15 protein-coding genes are annotated in these 17,584 nt (G+C 62.6%); 6 read left to right on the top strand and 9 right to left on the bottom strand.

All coding sequences use genetic code 11. The features are described from left to right. Nucleotides 1–490: carboxymuconolactone decarboxylase family protein (locus ACNAZA_RS19610; RefSeq protein WP_415798192.1), on the top strand; the 490-nt coding region annotated here is incomplete at its 5' end. Between the two features lie 17 nt (nucleotides 491–507). On the opposite strand, the gene ACNAZA_RS19605 is transcribed toward ACNAZA_RS19610, so the two are convergent. The 4 genes from ACNAZA_RS19605 to ACNAZA_RS19590 all read right to left on the bottom strand — a co-directional run bounded on the left by ACNAZA_RS19605 (nucleotide 508) and on the right by ACNAZA_RS19590 (nucleotide 5,332). Continuing rightward, nucleotides 508–1,491: a Bug family tripartite tricarboxylate transporter substrate binding protein gene (locus tag ACNAZA_RS19605; protein ID WP_415798191.1), complete on the bottom strand. Its 984-nt coding sequence runs from the start codon at nucleotides 1,489–1,491 to the stop codon at nucleotides 508–510. A gap of 49 nt (nucleotides 1,492–1,540) precedes the next feature. Continuing rightward, complete coding sequence (gene tcuB, locus ACNAZA_RS19600; RefSeq protein ID WP_415798190.1) at nucleotides 1,541–2,749, bottom strand: tricarballylate utilization 4Fe-4S protein TcuB; 1,209 nt, start codon at nucleotides 2,747–2,749, stop codon at nucleotides 1,541–1,543. A 3-nt stretch (nucleotides 2,750–2,752) separates the two neighbouring features. Next, a complete protein-coding gene (gene tcuA / locus ACNAZA_RS19595) occupies nucleotides 2,753–4,192 on the bottom strand; it encodes an FAD-dependent tricarballylate dehydrogenase TcuA (RefSeq protein WP_415798189.1) in 1,440 nt (479 codons plus the stop codon). 201 nt (nucleotides 4,193–4,393) lie between these two features. Then, the gene (locus ACNAZA_RS19590; RefSeq protein WP_415798188.1) at nucleotides 4,394–5,332 is read right to left on the bottom strand and encodes a LysR substrate-binding domain-containing protein; all 939 of its coding nucleotides are present in this window, start codon (nucleotides 5,330–5,332) and stop codon (nucleotides 4,394–4,396) included. 53 nt (nucleotides 5,333–5,385) lie between these two features. Here ACNAZA_RS19590 and mnmA point away from each other — a divergent pair, with 53 nt between their 5' ends. Further along, a complete protein-coding gene (gene mnmA, locus ACNAZA_RS19585; RefSeq protein WP_415798187.1) occupies nucleotides 5,386–6,516 on the top strand; it encodes a tRNA 2-thiouridine(34) synthase MnmA in 1,131 nt (376 codons plus the stop codon). On the opposite strand, the gene ACNAZA_RS19580 is transcribed toward mnmA, so the two are convergent. The 4 genes from ACNAZA_RS19580 to ACNAZA_RS19565 form a co-directional block, all read right to left on the bottom strand. After that, the gene (locus ACNAZA_RS19580) at nucleotides 6,510–7,718 is read right to left on the bottom strand and encodes a transcriptional regulator (protein WP_415798185.1); all 1,209 of its coding nucleotides are present in this window, start codon (nucleotides 7,716–7,718) and stop codon (nucleotides 6,510–6,512) included. The genes mnmA and ACNAZA_RS19580 overlap by 7 nt on opposite strands. A gap of 138 nt (nucleotides 7,719–7,856) precedes the next feature. Further along, on the bottom strand, nucleotides 7,857–8,495 hold the full coding sequence (locus tag ACNAZA_RS19575; protein WP_415798196.1) for a LuxR C-terminal-related transcriptional regulator: 639 nt from the start codon (nucleotides 8,493–8,495) through the stop codon (nucleotides 7,857–7,859). Between the two features lie 340 nt (nucleotides 8,496–8,835). Beyond that, a complete protein-coding gene (gene ssb, locus ACNAZA_RS19570) occupies nucleotides 8,836–9,378 on the bottom strand; it encodes a single-stranded DNA-binding protein (RefSeq protein WP_120965073.1) in 543 nt (180 codons plus the stop codon). A gap of 142 nt (nucleotides 9,379–9,520) precedes the next feature. Then, a complete protein-coding gene (locus ACNAZA_RS19565; protein WP_415798195.1) occupies nucleotides 9,521–10,696 on the bottom strand; it encodes an MFS transporter in 1,176 nt (391 codons plus the stop codon). Nucleotides 10,697–10,934: 238 nt separating this feature from the next. On the opposite strand from ACNAZA_RS19565, the gene uvrA reads away from it, so the two are divergent. From uvrA to ACNAZA_RS19545, 4 genes are all read left to right on the top strand, one after another. After that, on the top strand, nucleotides 10,935–14,048 hold the full coding sequence (gene uvrA / locus ACNAZA_RS19560; RefSeq protein ID WP_415798184.1) for an excinuclease ABC subunit UvrA: 3,114 nt from the start codon (nucleotides 10,935–10,937) through the stop codon (nucleotides 14,046–14,048). 457 nt (nucleotides 14,049–14,505) lie between these two features. Next, a complete protein-coding gene (locus tag ACNAZA_RS19555; protein ID WP_415798182.1) occupies nucleotides 14,506–14,724 on the top strand; it encodes a CsbD family protein in 219 nt (72 codons plus the stop codon). Between the two features lie 75 nt (nucleotides 14,725–14,799). After that, the gene (locus ACNAZA_RS19550; RefSeq protein ID WP_415798181.1) at nucleotides 14,800–15,366 is read left to right on the top strand and encodes a hypothetical protein; all 567 of its coding nucleotides are present in this window, start codon (nucleotides 14,800–14,802) and stop codon (nucleotides 15,364–15,366) included. 225 nt (nucleotides 15,367–15,591) lie between these two features. After that, a complete protein-coding gene (locus ACNAZA_RS19545; protein WP_415798180.1) occupies nucleotides 15,592–16,761 on the top strand; it encodes an NAD(P)/FAD-dependent oxidoreductase in 1,170 nt (389 codons plus the stop codon). 71 nt (nucleotides 16,762–16,832) lie between these two features. Here ACNAZA_RS19545 and ACNAZA_RS19540 read toward each other — a convergent pair whose 3' ends face one another. Continuing rightward, nucleotides 16,833–17,570 carry a phosphatase PAP2 family protein gene (locus tag ACNAZA_RS19540; RefSeq protein WP_415798179.1) on the bottom strand — a complete coding sequence of 246 codons (738 nt, stop codon included), beginning with the start codon at nucleotides 17,568–17,570 and terminating at the stop codon, nucleotides 16,833–16,835. Nucleotides 17,571–17,584: the final 14 nt, after the last annotated feature.

Genomic DNA, 17,584 nt, shown 5'->3' with positions numbered 1-17,584 from the left:
CACCGCCAACCCCACCGCCAACCCTATTGCCATTCCCACGCCGCGCCTGGACTTTCGTGCGCTGGCTCCCGAGCTTTACAAGGCCCAGGCCGGTCTCAACGCCCAGATCGCGCGTTCCAGCCTCGGCGTGCAACTGCTGGAGCTGGTCTATCTGCGTGTCTCGCAAATCAATGGCTGCGCCTTCTGCGTGGACATGCATGTGCGCGAGCTGCTGTCGCGCGGCGAGGACCTGCAGCGCATCAACAGCGTGGTGACCTGGCGCGAGGTGCATTTCTTCGAGATGCGCGAGCGCGCTGCGCTGAACTGGGCCGAGCGCTGCACGCAGCTGAGCCAGGCCCACCCCGCGCCGCAGGACTTCGAGGCCCTGCGTCCCTATTTCAGCGAGCGTGAGATTGTGGAGCTCAGCTACGCCATTGGCTGCATCAATGTCTGGAACCGTCTGTGCGTGGGCTTTGCCGCGCCAGTGGAAAAGAAGCCGATCACTGTCTGAGTACCGGCACATCACCCTTAGTTCTGGGTGATCTTGCGTTCCTTGACCACCTTGCCCCATTGCTCGTATTCCTTCTTCATGAAGGCCGCGAACTCGGCTCGGGTGGTGGGCTGGGGCGTGAGGCCGTGCTGCTTGAGGGCTTCGGCCACGCCGGGGTCCTTGAGCACCTTGACGATTTCCAGATTCCAGCGGTCCAGCACGGTTGTGGGCGTCTTGCCAGGGGCCACAAAAGCGTACCAGTTCAAAGCCTCGAACCCCGGATAGCCGGCTTCGGCCACGGTGGGGATGTTGGGCATATAAGCCGGACGGGTCAGGCCCGTGGTGGCCAGCGGAATCAGCTTGCCCGATTCGATGTGCGGTAAGGCCGTGGGAGGAGCGGCAAAGTAAGAGGTGACGCGCTCGCCCAGCAGGTCCTGAAGGGCAGGAGCGCCGCCCTTGTAGGGCACGTGAACCATTTCAATACTCGCGCGCTGGTTGAACAGCTCGCCCGCCAGATGCGAGGCCGAGCCTGCGCCTGTCGATGCGTAGTCCACGCTGCCGGGGCTCTTCTTGGCCTTGGCCACGAATTCGGCCAGAGTCTTCACGCCCGCGCCCTTGTGCACCACCAGCACATTGGGAAAGTTCACGCCGCCCGAGATGGGCGCCAGATCGCTGAAGGGGTTGTAGCCCACCTTCATGATGTGGGGCGCAATCGTCAGCGGGCCGATGGAGCCGAACAGCAGCACCGAGCCGTCGGCCGGTGCCTTGGCCACGAACTGGTGAGCGATGTTGCCGCCCGCGCCGCCCTTGTTGTCCACCACCACGGTCTGGCCGATGTTCTCGCCCAGCTTTTTGGCAATCATGCGTGCCGCCGCATCGGCAGCGCCGCCGGCCGCAAAGCCCACCACCAGCGTCACGGGCTTGTTGGGCAGCCACTCGGGCGCAGCTTGTACCCCCGAGCCTAGGCTCAGCAGCGATGCGGCCGCCGCCGTGGCGCGCAGAAAATAGCGTTTGTTCATCATGGGTTATGTCTCCTGGTCAGGATGAGGGCCGGTGGTCCGGCTGATTGCTTTAATCCGCACCCAGGCCTATGGGGCTGGGTTGGCGTTTTTCGGTGTTGTGACGCAAAAGCGATGCCGTGCGGAACACGCCGTGGGCAAACTTGCCGTAGGGCAGGGTGGCAAACAAGGCCATCACGGCGCCCAGGTGCAGGCATAGCAGCAAGGCCAGAGCGGGCGTGCTGCGCCCCAGCCACAGCGCCAGGCCGCTGGCGGCCACCACAAACAGCAGGGCGATAAAGCCCAGGTCCATGGGCTTTTGTTTGGCATCGCCATGCAGAGGGTGGCGTGCGCGGTTCAGCCGCCACAGGCCGGCCGTGCCCACCATCAGGCTCACGCCGCCTAGAGCACCCAGGATCTTGGGCAGGCTGGGCAGCTCATAGGGTGCTGGCAGCTTGAAGACGTAGTGGTAAATCGTCGCCAGACCGGTGGCCGCAAAGCACAGCATGAAACCGTAGAAGGTCAGGTGGTGAAAGCGATGGCGCTTCAAGGTGTATGCGTCGTCCTCGTTGTGGCAGCCGTCGCCATGGCCGCCGTCCAGGTACTTGAGGCGCAACACATCGTGCGTGGCTTCGGCAGCGGCCGGGCCGCTGACATCCACATTGCTGGTGGCGGGCTTCACGTCCTTCCAGAAGCGGCGCACGCCCATGAACAGCGCAAACACCACGAACAAAAACACCGGCGCAAAGATGCTGACCAGCAGGTTGTGCGGGAACAAGTTGTAGAAGTTATTGCCCAGATTGCGGTTCCACAGCTGGCCCAGGCCGCCTTGCGCCGCCACGGCCAATGCCAGGAACAGGAAGAGCCCGGCGACCAGTGCCAGCGACAGCGTCAGGCCGTTCTTCTGGTACAGCTTGCCCAGAGCCGGCGGCCAGGCGTAGTCGGCATAGGTCTGGCCGCGCACCTCGGCCATGGCCTTGGGGATGTTGATGGCAAATTCATGCGGTGGCGCGTACTGGCAGGCGTGCAGGCAGGCACCGCAGTTGTGGCAGAGGTTGGCCAGGTAATGCACATCGGCCTTGCCGAATTCCAGTCGGCGCGTCATGGCCGGGAACACGGCGCAAAAGCCTTCGCAATAGCGGCAGGCATTGCAGATCTGCATCGCGCGCGCCACTTCGCCTTCAGCAGCGGTCTCCGTGGACGCGGGAATGATGGGGATGACCTTGCCGGTGGCCAAGGTCTGGGCTCCCTTGCCCAGTTCTTGCAGGGATTGGATGCTCATGATTTAGACCTCGTCCTTAACGGCGCCATGGATAGCGGTTTTGCCAGCAGCCGCGAGAGCCGCATTGCGCCCGGCAATGCGGCCAAAAGCCGTGCCTATGGACATGCCGACACCGGCGGTGTAGCCCTTGCCCAGCACATTGCCGGCCATCATTTCACCGGCCACAAACAGGTTGTCGCTGGGCTGATCGTCAAAGCGCACAGCGGCGGTGTCGTCCACCTTCAAGCCCAGATAGGTAAAGGTGACGCCGGGGCGCAGCGCATAGCCATAGAACGGTCCGGTGTCGATGGGGCGGGCCCAGTGGGTCTTGGCGGGGGTCACGCCTTCGGTATGGCAATCGTCCAGCGCCGTGTGGTCGAAATGGCCTACCTTGCAGTTGTCGTTGTAGGCATCGAGCGTGCTCATGAAGGTGGTCACATCCAGGCCCAGCTTCTGCGCCAGCTCGGGCAGGGAGTCGGCCTTCACGCCGGGGAACACGGGTGGCATGAAGCGGCCTATGGCCTTGCTGTCGATGATGGAGTAGGCAATCTGCCCCGGCTGCTGGGCCACCAGCCGGCCCCAGATGGCATAGCGCTTGGGCCAGAAATCCTCGCCCTCGTCATAAAAGCGCTGGGCGTCGCGATTGACCACCACGCCCAGCGAGACGCAGTCGATGCGGGTGCAGATACCGCCGTCATACAGCGGGGCGCGGGCGTCGATGGCCACCATATGGGCCTGGGTCGGGTCGCCTATGCGGTCGGCGCCCTGCTCGTCGAGCATGTGGCGCAGCAACACGCCCTTGTTGAAGGCCGTGCCGCGGATCAGGAAGTTGTCCGAAGGCCATTCGCCTCGCTCGTTCTGGCCCCAGGCCTCGCGCAGCCATTCGCGGTTGGACTCGAAGCCGCCGGCCGCCAGCACGCAGCTTTTGGCCGTGATGCGCTGACCCTTGCACCATGCGGCCTGGAAGCGGCCGTTTTCAATTTCCAGCCGATCAACGGGCGATTCGTAGCGAATCTCCACGCCCAGCTTTTCGGCGCTGCGGAAATAGGCGTTCACCAGCGCCTTGCCGCCGCCCATGAAGAAGGCATTGGTGCGTGCCACATGCAGCGCACCCGACAGCGGCGGCTGAAAATGCACGCCATGCCTGCGCATCCAGTTGCGGCAGGTGCTGGAGGCGCGAATCACCATGCGGGCCAGATGCTCATTGGTGATGCCGCCCGTGACTTTGAGCAGATCCTGCCAGTACTCGTCTTCGGGATAGGCCTCGATCAGCACATCCTGGGGGGCGTCGTGCATGCAGCGCAGATTGCGGGTATGGCCGGAATTGCCGCCGCGCCATTCGCGGGGAGCGGATTCGAGCAGCAGCACGCGGCTGCCGGCTTCGCGCGCCATCAGCGCGGCGCACAGAGCGGCATTGCCACCACCGATGATGAGCACATCGGTGTCAAAGGCTTCAGTTTTCATGATGGGCTGCCATGGTCCGTAGTCCATGGCGGTTCAACGTGGGTGGGAGTTCTTCGCCTCCCGTCACGCCGTGCCCGCTGTTGATCTCTGAATTACAGAGGCAGGACGCGCCCGAAGGAGGTCGTTGCCTGCGAATGTAGTGAGTGCCGCCTTCGCCGTGCAGCCGGCTGAGGGTATGGGGGTATCACAATTTGTGATGTATCAGTCCGCAAGCGTGGCGCCGACCCAGGCGCCGGATTTCACCAACTGCCGGGCGCAATCCACCAGCACCACGCGTGCCGCCAGCGCAGCCGGGGATAGCTCATCGTCGGAGAGGCTGCACAGCGCGGCCTTGCGCTTGACGGTGTCGTCGGCAATCTGCGACCACTGAAAGCGCTCCGCCGCATCCTTGTACAAGGCGACGGCCGACCAGGGCTGGACGGTGGCGCCCATGCCAGCGTCCACGGCTTCCATGAGCAGGGGCAGAGAATCGATTTCCATGGCCATCTGGGACTGGAAGCCCGCTGTGGTGAACGAGGCCATGACGGAGCTGCGCAGACCGTGGCTGCCGGAAGGCAGGATCAGGGGCACCTGCTGCAACTGCGCCAGGCTGATGGGCTGGGCATGCGCTATGCGCGGCGCCACCGGTTGCTGGCGCGACTGGATCAGGAACAGCTGCTCTTCCAGCAAGGGCATCACGCTCCAGCGTCTGGCCGTATGCGTATCAAAAAGAATAGCTAGATCCAGTTGTCTGGCATTGAGCAGACTGGTCAAATGCCCTGAAAGTGTGGACACCATATGCAGGCGCACATCGGGATAGCGCTCGCGCATGGCACGCATCAGCGGCAGGCCCAGCACCGAGGCAATGGTGGGCGAGAGCCCCATGCTGACCGCCCCCGAGAGTCTGGCCTGCTGGGCCGCATGAATGGCTTGCTCGGCATGGCGCAGGGTGAGCTGGGCCTCATGGAAAAAAGCCTGGCCCGCCTCGGTGGGAATCACGCCGCGCGGCGTGCGCTGCAGCAATCGGGTAGAGAGTTCGGACTCCAGGCGGCTGATCTGTTGGCTGAGCGCGGACTGCACCATATCGAGATGCAGAGCGGCGCGGCTCATGGAGCCCAGTTCAACAATCCGTACAAAGTAGCGCAGCTGGCGCAGTTCCATGGCAAATCCTCACGCCCGCAGCAGTTGATGGGCGCTGGGATAATCGCATACCTATGAGCAACAAGCACCGTGTCGTGGTGGGTTTGTCGGGCGGTGTGGATTCCGCTGTCACCGCCTATCTTCTCAAACAGCAAGGCCACGAGGTCGTCGGCATCTTCATGAAAAATTGGGAAGATGACGATGACAGCGAGTTTTGCTCGTCCAACATCGACTTTGTGGACGCGGCTGCCGTGGCCGATGTGATCGGCATCGAGATCGAGCACGTCAATTTCGCAGCCGACTACAAGGATCGCGTGTTTGCCGAGTTTCTGCGCGAGTACCAGAACGGCCGCACGCCCAACCCCGACGTGCTTTGCAACGCCGAGATCAAGTTCAAGGCGTTTCTCGACCATGCCATGCGCCTGGGTGCAGAGAAGATTGCCACCGGCCACTATGCACGCGTGCGCCAGAACCAGAACACCCAGCTGTTTGAGCTGCTCAAGGGGCTGGATAACAGCAAGGATCAGAGCTATTTTCTGCACCGGCTGAACCAGGCCCAGTTGTCCAAAGCCATGTTTCCGGTAGGCGAGCTGCACAAGACCGAGGTGCGCCGCATTGCCGAGGAAATCGGCCTGCCCAATGCCAAGAAAAAGGACTCGACGGGCATCTGCTTTATTGGCGAGCGCCCTTTCCGCGACTTTCTGAACCGCTATATCAGCAAGGAACCCGGTCTCATTCTGGACGATCGCAACCGCAAGCTGGGCAAGCATGTGGGCCTGAGTTTTTACACACTGGGCCAGCGCTCGGGTCTGGGCATTGGCGGCGTGAAGGAAAAAGGCGCGGCACGCGGCGCGGGCGAGCATGCGCCCTGGTTTGTGGCGCGAAAGGATCTGGACAAGAACGTGCTGCGTGTGGTGCAAGGCCATGATCACCCCTGGTTGTTGTCCCAGGCGCTGGTGGCCGATCAGATCAGCTGGGTCGCCGGTCACGCGCCTGCCGAGGGCAAGGCCTATGGCTCCAAGACCCGCTATCGCCAGCCCGACTCGCCGGCGCTGATCTCGCAAGCCACGGCCCAGGGTTTCCGTCTGGACTTTCCCGAGGCGCAATGGGCGGTCACCCCCGGCCAGTCGGCCGTGCTGTACGACGGCGATGTCTGTCTGGGCGGCGGCATCATTGCCCAGGTGGATCCTGACAAGGCTCAGTAATCTCTCGCCTCGTCAAAGCATTGCTGGGCCAGCTCAGCGGAAAGACCTAGGGCTTGCGCCTGAGGCAGCTGGGCCAGTTGCCAGACGGCTTCGCCCAGGTCCTCACGTTCGCCGGTTTCCATGCCTTTGACGCTGTTGAAGCGTGCGGTGAATAGGCGCAATGCGGCCTGGGCCTGCTCCAGGTCTTGTGCCTGGCTCAAACCTTGTTCTGCCAGATCGTAGGCCGCATGGGCGATCTTGGCGCGGGCTGCCGGCCAGCCGGAAAAGGGCCGGCCATATTCCTTGCGCCACCATTCGGGCTTGCGCAGCTGGCTGACCGCGCTGTAGTCCTGCCACGGGCGCAGCTTCTCGCGGGCCTTGAGTTGCTGGCGCAGGCGTTTGCCTGCGGCCTCCTCGACGTTATAGGCAATGAAATGCTCCAGGCGGGGCCAGCTATCGAGCGCGGGCAGGCCGCCCAGCTGTGGCATAAAGCGCAGTTGCAGGGCCGTCAGCTCAGTCAGAGAGCCCAGCGACTCCAGGTGCGCGCATTGGCCCCACAGCGCCAGCGCGCTGAGATGGGGGAATTGTTTCAAGCCATGCAGAGAGACGGCCTGCTTGCCTGCACCGTTGCGCAGCTCCAGAGAGCTCGTCTGCTGCAACAGGCCCAGCTCGGGCAGTTGCAGCGGTGCATCGGCGCTGCGCTTGCTGGTCAGCGGGCTCAGGCTCAGATGCCCGGGCGCCGCTCCTTTTACCGTGATCTTGCTCAGATCGCCGTGCAGGCTTAGCTGCAGCGAGAGCGAGGATGCGTTGTCCGGCAGATGCAGCGTCAAATGACCTGCGCCCTGGGCCGGCAGATAAATGGCCAGGGTCTGGATGTGCGATGCACGGGCGTCCACCTGCAGCTCGCCCGAAAGCGGCGGCCACCAGCTGAAATTTTCAATCGGCCGGACTGCAGACCAGGCGAAAAAGCCGTGATCACTGCCGGTGTAGCGAATGTGGCGCGGCCAGGGCGAGCCTGCGGGAGTGGTAAAGGCGTCAAAACACGACCAGCGCAGGGGCTGCTGGGCATCGACCCAAAGATCGGCCTTGGGGCAGCTGTCTTTGGGGCCTATGTCCAGGCTGCCTTGTCCCGGGCTGGTGCGCAGCGCATGGGGCGGACCATCGGTCAGCGGAAGTGGAAAACGCCCGTCTTCATGGGGCTGGCCGTTGATCACGATAGGCATAGGTGCTCGGTTGCTGCTGCAGGCGGTAGTCGTTCATGGTATGCCATGGGCAGCCTGTGTTCTGGCGGTCAGCAGCGAGCCTTTGGCCAGGGACTCCATCTGCAGCGCCACGCCATGCGGGCTGGCATGCAGCAGCGCTTACTGGAGTATTCCCCGGGCCCGGGCTTCGCTTACGGCTTTGGTCCGGGTCGGTACGGCCAGCTTGCGATAGATATTCTTGATGTGGCACTCCACGGTGTAGCGCGACAGAAAGAGGTTTTCGGCAATTTCGCGGTTGGTCAGTCCATCGGCCACCAGCTTGAGGATCTGGCTTTCGCGGGCGCTGAGTACGGCCTCGGGCGCTGGCTCCTGAGGCGTGGCTGCGCGAGGCTGCAATTCGGCGATGATGCGGCGGGCAATAAAGGGGTCGATCGGCGCGCCGCCGCGCAGCACGCTGCGAATGGACAGCGTCACTTCCAGGTCGTCGCGCTCCTTGAGCACATAGCCGTTGGCTCCGGCGCGCAGCGACGCCAAAATGACGTCTTCCGTGCTCCAGGCCGAGATGACCAGAATGCCCATGCCGGGGTCCGAAGCCCGCAGCTCGGCGATCAGGTCAATGCCGCTGCCGTCTGGCAAGCCCAGATCGACCAGTGCCATGGCCACCGGATGCTCTTTCAGGCTGGCCCGGGCCTGGGCCAGCGAGGCGACAAACACCAGAGCGTCCTCGGTGTAGCCCAGGCTGTAAAGCACGGTTTCCAGGCGCTTGCGTATCAAGGGCTCGTCTTCAACCACCATCATGGGGCTGGGCAATATGGATTCCGAGAGCAGGTGCGAGAACGGTGGCATGACACTTTCTGCGGTGAGGGCGTGATGCTGGACTATTCCCGACATCGCGCGGCTTGCCCATCACTGAAAACTGGTAATTTACGGCCGCAACCCTGGGAGCGCGCGGAGCTTGCCAGTTCGGGCGGCTACTCGAACGTGCGGGTCTCACTGCCTTGGTGAATTGTTACAGTTTTCGACCGAAGTTGTCTGTTCTTTGTCGAGGCCTGACTCTGGAGCATGCCGGAAACAAAAAAGCGAAGCCTGGGCTTCGCTTTTGGGGGAGGAGACAGAGATTTGTCGCCCGATATCCGCTTTAGAACGGAATATCGTCGTCCATATCGTCAAAGCCCGAGGCTGCGCGCTGTGGCGGAGGAGCCATGGGGGCAGGAGCGGGGCGTGCGGCAGGAGGAGCTTGACGAGGTGCGGCGGCGGGAGCAGGTGCACGGCGGGGCGCTTCATAGCTGCTTTCGCCGTAGCCTTCGTCACCATAGCCGCCACCTTGTGGCTGGCCACCGCCTTGACGGCTGCCCAGCATCTGCATGGTGTCGGCGCGGATTTCGGTAGCGTAGCGTTCCTGGCCGGTGGCCTGGTCGGTCCACTTGCGGGTGCGCAGGCTGCCTTCCACATAGACCTGGCTGCCCTTGCGCAGGTACTGGCCTGCGATTTCGGCCAGGCGGCCGTTGAAGGTCACGCGGTGCCATTCCGTAACTTCACGGTTCTCGCCGGTGTTCTTGTCGCGCCAGCGGTCGGTCGTGGCGATGGTCACATTGGCCACCTGGTCGCCGCTGGGGAAGGTGCGCATTTCGGGGTCTTTACCCAGATTGCCGACGATGATGACTTTGTTGACGGATGCCATAGATATTGCCTTTACAAATTGTGGCTCGGGCGGTTACGAGGTGGTCCCGAGCCAATGAAGAGCGTTATTTTGCCCCAAGCGGTGGCGCTCGAATACGAGATTTCCCTAGGTGGCTGCAGGGGTAGAGAGCGCAAACATGCTCTCAGCCATGGCGTCCTACAGGGCGAAGCGGCCAGCTCACGATCAGCCACAGCAGCACCAGTACCGAGGTCAGGGCAAACAGGCCTGGCGCTCCGGCCCATTTGGCGACGGCACCGCCAATGGCGCCGCCGGCAAACAGACCCAGAGACTGCAGCGTGTTGTAAGCGCCGAGGGCGGCTCCGCGCAGCGGAGCGGGAGCCATGCGCGAGACCAGACTGGGTTGGGTGGCTTCCAGCGCGTTGAAGCCGCAAAAGAACAGAAACATCAGCAGCGCCATGCACCAGACGGTGGGGATGGTGCCGCTGGCCGCCAGCATGCCCAGGCCTATCTGCACCATCAGCACCAGCGCAATGGCGGCGAGCAGGGCCGTGCGCAGCTTGCCTTTGCGCTCCATGGAAAACAGCGCGCCCATGGCGAAGAACGACAGCACCACGGCGGGCAGGTAGATATGCCAGTGTGCCTGTTTGACCACGCCGGCCTGGACCAGCATGGCGGGCACGGCCACCCACATGGACATCTGCACGGTGTGCAGAATGAACACGCCAAAGTTCAGGCGCAGCAAGTCCGTATGGCGCAGCAGGTCGCTGAATTTGCCCTTGGGCGCATTGGCATGCTGCTTGGGCTCGGGCGGAACCACCCAGAGCACCACGGCCACGCCGGCCAGAGCCAGAGCGCAGGTCAGGCCGAAAATGCCGGACAGGCCGACCCAGGCGCTCAGCAACGGTGCCAGCACCAGAGCCAGCGCAAACATCAGGCCGATGCTGCCGCCCACCAGGGCCATGGCCTTGGTGCGTACGCCATCACGGGTCAGATCGGCCAGCAAGGCGGTGACGGCGGCAGAGACTGCGCCCGCGCCCTGCAGGCCGCGGCCCAGCATCAGACCGGTCAAGGAGTCGGCCATGGCGGCCAGCAGGCTGCCCGCAGCGAAGACGAACAGTCCGGCCACGATGACGCGCTTGCGGCCGAAACGGTCGGAGGCAAGCCCCAGCGGCAGCTGAAACACCGCCTGGGTCAGGCCGTACAGGCCCATGGCCAGGCCGACCATGGCGGGGTCGTCACCCCCAGGATATTTGCGCGCTTCCAGCGCAAAAACAGGCAGGACCAGGAACAGACCCAGCATGCGCAGCGCAAAAATCAGCGCCAGGGCACCGCTGGCGCGGCGCTCTTGTTGCGTCATGGTGGAGGAGGATTTGTCTACGCCCTGCGTGCCCGCATTCGGGGAGGTTTGGATTCTTTTCACGCTCAAATTTTGTCAAGAGTCAATTTCTTGCGCCCACATTAACTCAAACACCGTGGCACGGTCATGGGTTGGGTGGGGGCAAATAGAACCGCAGATTGTCCGTGAACCTGGGAAAGCTCGCCAGACAAAGCCCTGTCTGACTATCATGGAGAGTTTTCTGCCGCCTGGAGCGCCTGTGTCCGTGAAGCCTGATTCGCACCCTGTAGACCAAGATGACAGCCTCTATCTGGGCCGCTCATTGGCGCAAACGCGCATTGCCATCCGAGGTGCGCGCACACACAACCTCAAGAACATCGACCTGGATATCCCCCGCAATCAGCTGGTGGTGATCACGGGTCTGTCCGGTTCGGGCAAGTCCAGCCTGGCTTTTGACACCTTGTATGCAGAAGGTCAGCGGCGTTATGTGGAAAGTCTGTCGGCCTATGCGCGCCAGTTTCTGGGGCGACTGGACAAGCCCGACGTCGATCTGATCGAAGGCCTGTCGCCGGCCATTTCCATCGAGCAAAAAGCCACCAGCCACAATCCGCGCTCTACCGTGGGCACGGTGACCGAGATCAACGACTATCTGCGCCTGCTCTACGCCCGCGCCGGTACGCCGTTTTGCCCCGACCACAATCTGCCGCTGCAATCGCAGACCATCAGCCAGATGGTCGACAGCGTGCTCGCGCTGCCCGAGGACACCAAACTCATGGTGCTGGGCCCGCTGGCGCGCGAGAAAAAAGGCGAATTCGCCGAACTCTTCGTGCAGCTGCAGGCCCAGGGCTATGTGCGCTTTCGGGTGGATGGGCAGATTTACGACGCCCAGTCTCTGCCCAAGCTGGAAAAGAACGAGCGCCATAACATCGATGTGGTGATTGACCGCCTCAAGGTGCGCGAAGACGTCAAGCAACGCCTGGCCGAAAGCTTCGAGGCCGCTTTGCGCGCGGGCGGCAATGACGCCGGCGGCCGGGTGATTGCGCTGGAGATGGACAGCGGCAAAGAGCATTTGTTCAGCGCCAAGTTCGCCTGCCCCCTGTGCGACTACTCCCTGCCCGAGCTGGAGCCGCGCATCTTCTCATTCAACTCGCCCATGGGCGCCTGCCAAGCCTGCGATGGTCTGGGCAACAGCGAAGACTTTGACCCAGACCGCGTCGTGCCCTTCCCTACGCTGAGCCTGGCCAGCGGTGCCATCAAAGGCTGGGACAAGCGCAACAACTACTACTTCTCCATGCTGGAAAGCGTGGCCAAGCACTACGGCGTGAGCACCGAAACCCCGTTTGACGAGCTGCCCGATAACGTGCGCCACATCATCCTATGGGGCTCGGGCGAGGAGGCCATGGCCTTCAACTATGTTTTTGAGAGCGGCCAACGCAAGGGCGAAGCCTTTATCAAGAGCCATCCGTTCGAAGGCATCATCCCCAATATCAAGCGCCGCTTTCGCGAAACCGAATCCAGCGTCGTGCGTGACGATCTGGCCAAGCTGCGCACCATCCGCAAATGCCCCGAATGCGAAGGCACGCGGCTGCGCCGCGAGGCCCGCTTTGTGCGCGTGGGCGAGGGCGACCAAGCCCGGGCGATCTATGAAATCAGCCATGCCACGCTGAGCGAGGCGCTGGACTGGTGCAAGACCTTGAACCTGAGCGGTGCCAAGGCAGAGATCGCCAGCAAGGTGGTGCGCGAGATTGCCTCGCGCCTGCTGTTCCTCAACGATGTGGGCCTGTCGTATCTGAGTCTGGGGCGCAGTGCCGATACTCTTTCGGGCGGCGAAGCCCAGCGCATTCGTCTGGCATCGCAAATCGGCTCGGGCCTGACGGGCGTGATGTATGTGCTCGATGAACCCTCCATCGGTCTGCACCAGCGCGACAACGACAAGCTGATTGCCACGCTGGAGCATCTGCGCAATATCGGCAACAGCGTGATCGTGGTCGAGCACGACGAGGACATGATGCGCGCGGCCGATCAGGTCATCGACATGGGCCCGGGTGCCGGCGTGCACGGCGGCCGCATCATGGCCCAGGGCACGTATGAGGAGGTCAAGGCCAACCCCGATTCGCCTACGGGCCGCTATCTCTCCGGGGTCCAGAGCATTCCCGTGCCCCAGCGCCGCACGCCCTGGCAACCGGTGGTGCGCAAAAGCGCGGAGCCCGCGCCTGGCAAGGGCAAGGCTTCGCTGTTTCCGGTCAGTGCCGCGCAAAAGCGTGCGGCCGAAGACCAGGCGCATTCCGATCTGCAAGCCCTGCGCGTGGTAGGTGCCCGTGGCCACAACCTCCAGAATGTGACGGTGGAATTTCCCGTGGGCCTGTTCACCTGCGTGACCGGGGTTTCCGGTTCGGGCAAATCCACGCTGGTCAACGACACGCTGTATGCCGAAGTGGCGCGCCAGCTCTACCGCGCCAGCGACGAGCCTGCGGCGCATGACGACATCATCGGCATGACCTATTTCGACAAGGTCATCAATGTCGATCAATCCCCGATCGGCCGCACGCCGCGCAGCAATCCGGCCACCTATACCGGCCTGTTCACGCCGATACGCGAGCTGATGGCCGAGACCAATACCGCCAAGGAGCGTGGCTACGGCCCGGGGCGTTTCAGCTTCAACGTGGCCGGCGGCCGTTGCGAGGCCTGCCAGGGCGACGGTGTGGTGAAGGTGGAAATGCACTTTCTGCCCGACGTCTACGTGCCTTGCGATATCTGCCACGGCCAGCGCTACAACCGCGAAACGCTGGAAGTGCTGTGGAAGGGGCGGAACATCTCCCATATTCTGGAGATGACGGTGGAAGACGCCCACGCCTTTTTCAAGGACGTGCCTTCCATTGCGCGCAAGCTGCAGACGCTGCTGGATGTGGGCCTGTCCTATATTCGCCTGGGTCAGAGCGCCACCACCTTGTCGGGCGGCGAGGCGCAGCGCGTCAAGCTGGCGCAGGAGCTTTCCAAGCGCGACACGGGCCGCACGCTCTACATCCTGGACGAGCCCACCACCGGCCTGCACTTTGCCGATATCGACTTGCTGCTCAAGGTGCTGCACCAGTTGCGCGATGCGGGCAACACCATTGTGGTGATTGAGCACAACCTCGATGTGATCAAGACTGCCGACTGGCTGATCGACATGGGGCCCGAAGGCGGCTCCGGCGGCGGCCAGGTGGTGGCGGTAGGCACGCCCGAGGACGTGGCGGCCAATCCCGCCAGCTTTACCGGGCGCTACCTGCGCTCTTATCTGGAAAAAGCAGCGCAGATGGCAGCGGCAGCAAAAGCGGCCAAGCCTGCGGCTAAAAGCAGAGAAAAAGCGACCAAGACTTCCTTGAGCCGCTGACTCGACTGCTGCACAAAACCAGAGCAGAGGATGACGGCCGCTTGAGTTGAGCCCAGGCCGATGAATGTCTGGCACTGTCTAGAGCAGGCGTTCTGAATGCTCTAGCTCCTGCCGGCTTCAGCGCGCCTGCAGCGACCCTCGGCTGGGCTCTGCTGCACTCGGCCCGTTCATCGCCATCGCTATCGCCTCAGGAAACCGTGCCAAACCAGGGCGGCGGAACGAGGTTGCTAGCGTTTGCATCCAACCGTAAGAACATGTCGGCTGTTCGCTGTGCGTTGTTACGTTTCTCATTGAGGGCCCTGTAACTGTGTAGTCCTACCCCCACTGGGGCCGGACTGCATGCCCGACAAACCTACCTAATTCAAGTTATTAAAGTGAAAGCTCATCCCGCTTGTTAGAGGGGCTTTCATTCAATAGCCAGCCTGGCTGTTGAGCCATAAAACTGATTGGAGGTTCTATGAATGAAGATCGAATTGCAGGTAACTGGAAGCAGTTCAAGGGCAAGATTCGCGAGCAATGGGGCAAGCTGACGGACGACGATCTTGACGTCAGCGCGGGCAAGCGCGAACAGTTTGTCGGGCGCATTCAGGAGCGCCAGGGACTGCTCAAGGAAGAAGCCGAGAAGCAGCTGAGCGATTGGCAAAGGCGCAATCCCGATTTCCGTTTCGATGATTGATCCCGCAGAGGCGGTGCAACCAGCACCGCAGATGATCAATCACGCCAAGATCAAGAACACGAAGAAGGAGGTTCCATGCCATTGAATTCCAAGATTTTTGCGGTTTGTGCTGCAGCCATGATGGTCTCGTCCGCTTTTGCGTTGACGCCTACCGAGAAAAAGGTCGAAAAAGAGCGCATCAGCGCTGAATACAAGTCGGCCAAGGAACAATGCAAAGCCTTGAAGGGCAATGCCCAGGACGTATGCGAGCTGCAGGCCAAGGGGCATGAGAAAGTGGCACTGGCGCAGCTCGATTACAAGGCCGAAGCCAACGAGAGCAATCGCCACAAACTGGCCAAGACCCAAGCCGACACTGCCTACGATATCGCCAAGGAGCAGTGCGATGACCGCACAGGCAATGACAAGGATGTGTGCAAAAAGGATGCCCAGGCCGCTCATGTGAAGGCGCTGGAAGTGGCCAAGATGGCCGAGGTACGCAATGATCCGGCCGCCAAACCATCCGATATGGCAAATGCGCGCAAGGACGCCAGCGACAAGACACGTGAAGCCGATTACAAGGCCGTCAAGGAGCGCTGCGATGCGCTGAACGGCGATGCCAAGGACGCCTGTACTACAGATGCCAAGCGCAGGTTTGGTCAATGACCTGGCTGATGCGCTGAATGCATCCAAGGGCCCCTAGGGGCCCTTTTTGTTGTCTGAAATCGTAAACACGTTCTCACTGCCGCAGTCTCCAAACCCTTGGCGTGTGGGACGCCAAGCATAATTGCTGCTCTGGAATTCATAGTCATAGCGAATTGCGTGAGCCGGTCTTGACGGCTAGGCGCAAACAGTTATGTGATGCAAAGCTTTGGGCACTGGAGAGCTGAGATGGAGCAGGATATTTGGGATTTTGTCGTGGTCGGTGCCGGCATGGCCGGCAGCTCGGTGGCCTGGCAACTGGTGCAAGCGGGCGATGCTGCCAGCCCCAAGGTGCTGGTGCTGGAGCGCGAGTCCCAGCCCGGCTATCACACGACGGGCCGCTCCGCCGCTCTCTATGAAGAGCATTACGGTCCTGCCCAGGTGCAGGCGCTGACGCGCGCCAGCCGCGCTTTCTACGATGCTCCGCCGGCAGGCTTTGCCCAGACTCCCATACTTACGCCGCGCGGCGTGCTCTATGTGGGCACGGCCGAGCAAAAAGCGCTGATCGACAGTGCCTATGCCGAGGCCGTCGTCCATTCGCCGGCTACCCAACGTCTCGATGCCGGGCAGCTCAAGGCCATGGTGCCCTGTCTCAATACGGAGGTGCTGGTCGATGGCTTTCTGGACCAGGGTGCGCGCGATATCGATGTGCACGGCCTGCATCAAGGCTTTCTGCGCGGCCTGCGCCAGCATGGCGGCCAGCTGTGGTGCAGTGCCGAGGTGCAGCGTCTGGCACGGGTTGATGAGCACTGGCAAGTGTTCCTGGCAGACGGCCGGCAGGTCCAGGCCAAGGTGGTGATCAATGCTGCGGGCGCCTGGGCCGACATGCTGGCCCGGATGGCCGGTGCCGCAGCCATAGGCCTGACGCCCAAGCGCCGCAGCGCTTTTACCTTTGCGGCTCCCGAAGGCATGGACGCCACGCACTGGCCGGCCATCATCAGCGCCGACGAGGCCTGGTACATCAAGCCCGATGCCGGCCAACTGCTGGGCTCGCCGGCCAATGCCGACCCGGTGGAGCCCCACGACGTGGTGCCCGAAGAGCTGGACATTGCCACCGGCATTTACCGCATAGAGGAATGCACCACGCTGCAGATTCGCCGCCCCACGCACACCTGGGCGGGTCTGCGCTCTTTTGTGAACGATGGCGAGCTGGTGATCGGCTGGGATGATTCGCCCACGCCGGTGGCCGGCTTTTTCTGGGTTGCCGCACAGGGCGGCTATGGCATTCAAAGCGCCGCAGGCTACAGCTTGCTGGCCCGCAACCTGCTGCTGGGCGAACCGCTGCATCCCACGCTAGCCCAGCAGGGGGTCAATGTGGCGGCCGTGATGCCGACTCGCTGCCAGCGCAGCCAAGGCTGAGAGTCGGTGCTTGGCGCTTCCAGATGCATAGCATAAAGAGCATGATGGATAAGCGCTGGCACCTGTTTTATTCAAATTTCGGCTTGTTGCCAGCTTGCGCTGGCATGCTGGCGACGGTTGATGACTGTGGTGCTCGCCAGATCGCAGATCCAGGCTGAAGTCCAGCACAGCCAAGCCGTCCACAAGGTATGGCTCATGAAGTGCGCACCACGCATCTGCTGCGCCCAACCGAGGGAAAAACCGGCAACCAGTGCCGCCAGCAGCCAGATACGTGCGGCGCGTGGCTGATGGTGGCGCAGCACGAAATACCCGCTCAGGAAGCCAAAGCCAGCCGAGGCATGGCCTGCAGGAAAGCAGTGCCCGCCGCCGCCATCGTGGGTACCCCAGGCCCAGTGCGAGACATAGTGGCCCACGCCGCCGAAATCGGCCAGATCCCAGGGGCAGCTGGTGGCGCTCAAGCGCTTCATCAGCGCCATCACCACCAGAGACACCAGGATCGACACCACCAGCTGTACCCGGCGCGGATAGGGCAGATGGCGCATCAGTCCCACGGGCCACCAGATGCACAGGGCCAGCCCCAGCACCAACACCCAGGCCAGCATGCGGGCACCTTCATGCGCGATGTGGAGCATGAACCAGTTCGACTGGAGAGCAAAGCCCTGGCTGCTGCCAAACCAGCGGGCCACAGGCATATCGAGGCCGCTGGCATCCCAGGCCATCACACAGGCCAGGGCCAGCAGTGTCCAGCGCAGCGAGGAGAAGAAATGGGTGGAGGAAGGCGAAACAGGAGAGGGTAGCGCAGGCGTCATGCTGCGCACCTTAG

The sequence above is a fragment of the Comamonas aquatilis genome (assembly GCF_965139575.1).
GTDB classification, from domain to species: domain Bacteria; phylum Pseudomonadota; class Gammaproteobacteria; order Burkholderiales; family Burkholderiaceae_C; genus Comamonas; species Comamonas aquatilis.
Note: the sequence above shows the minus strand (reverse complement) of the source record. Positions and strands in the feature narration are given on the sequence as shown.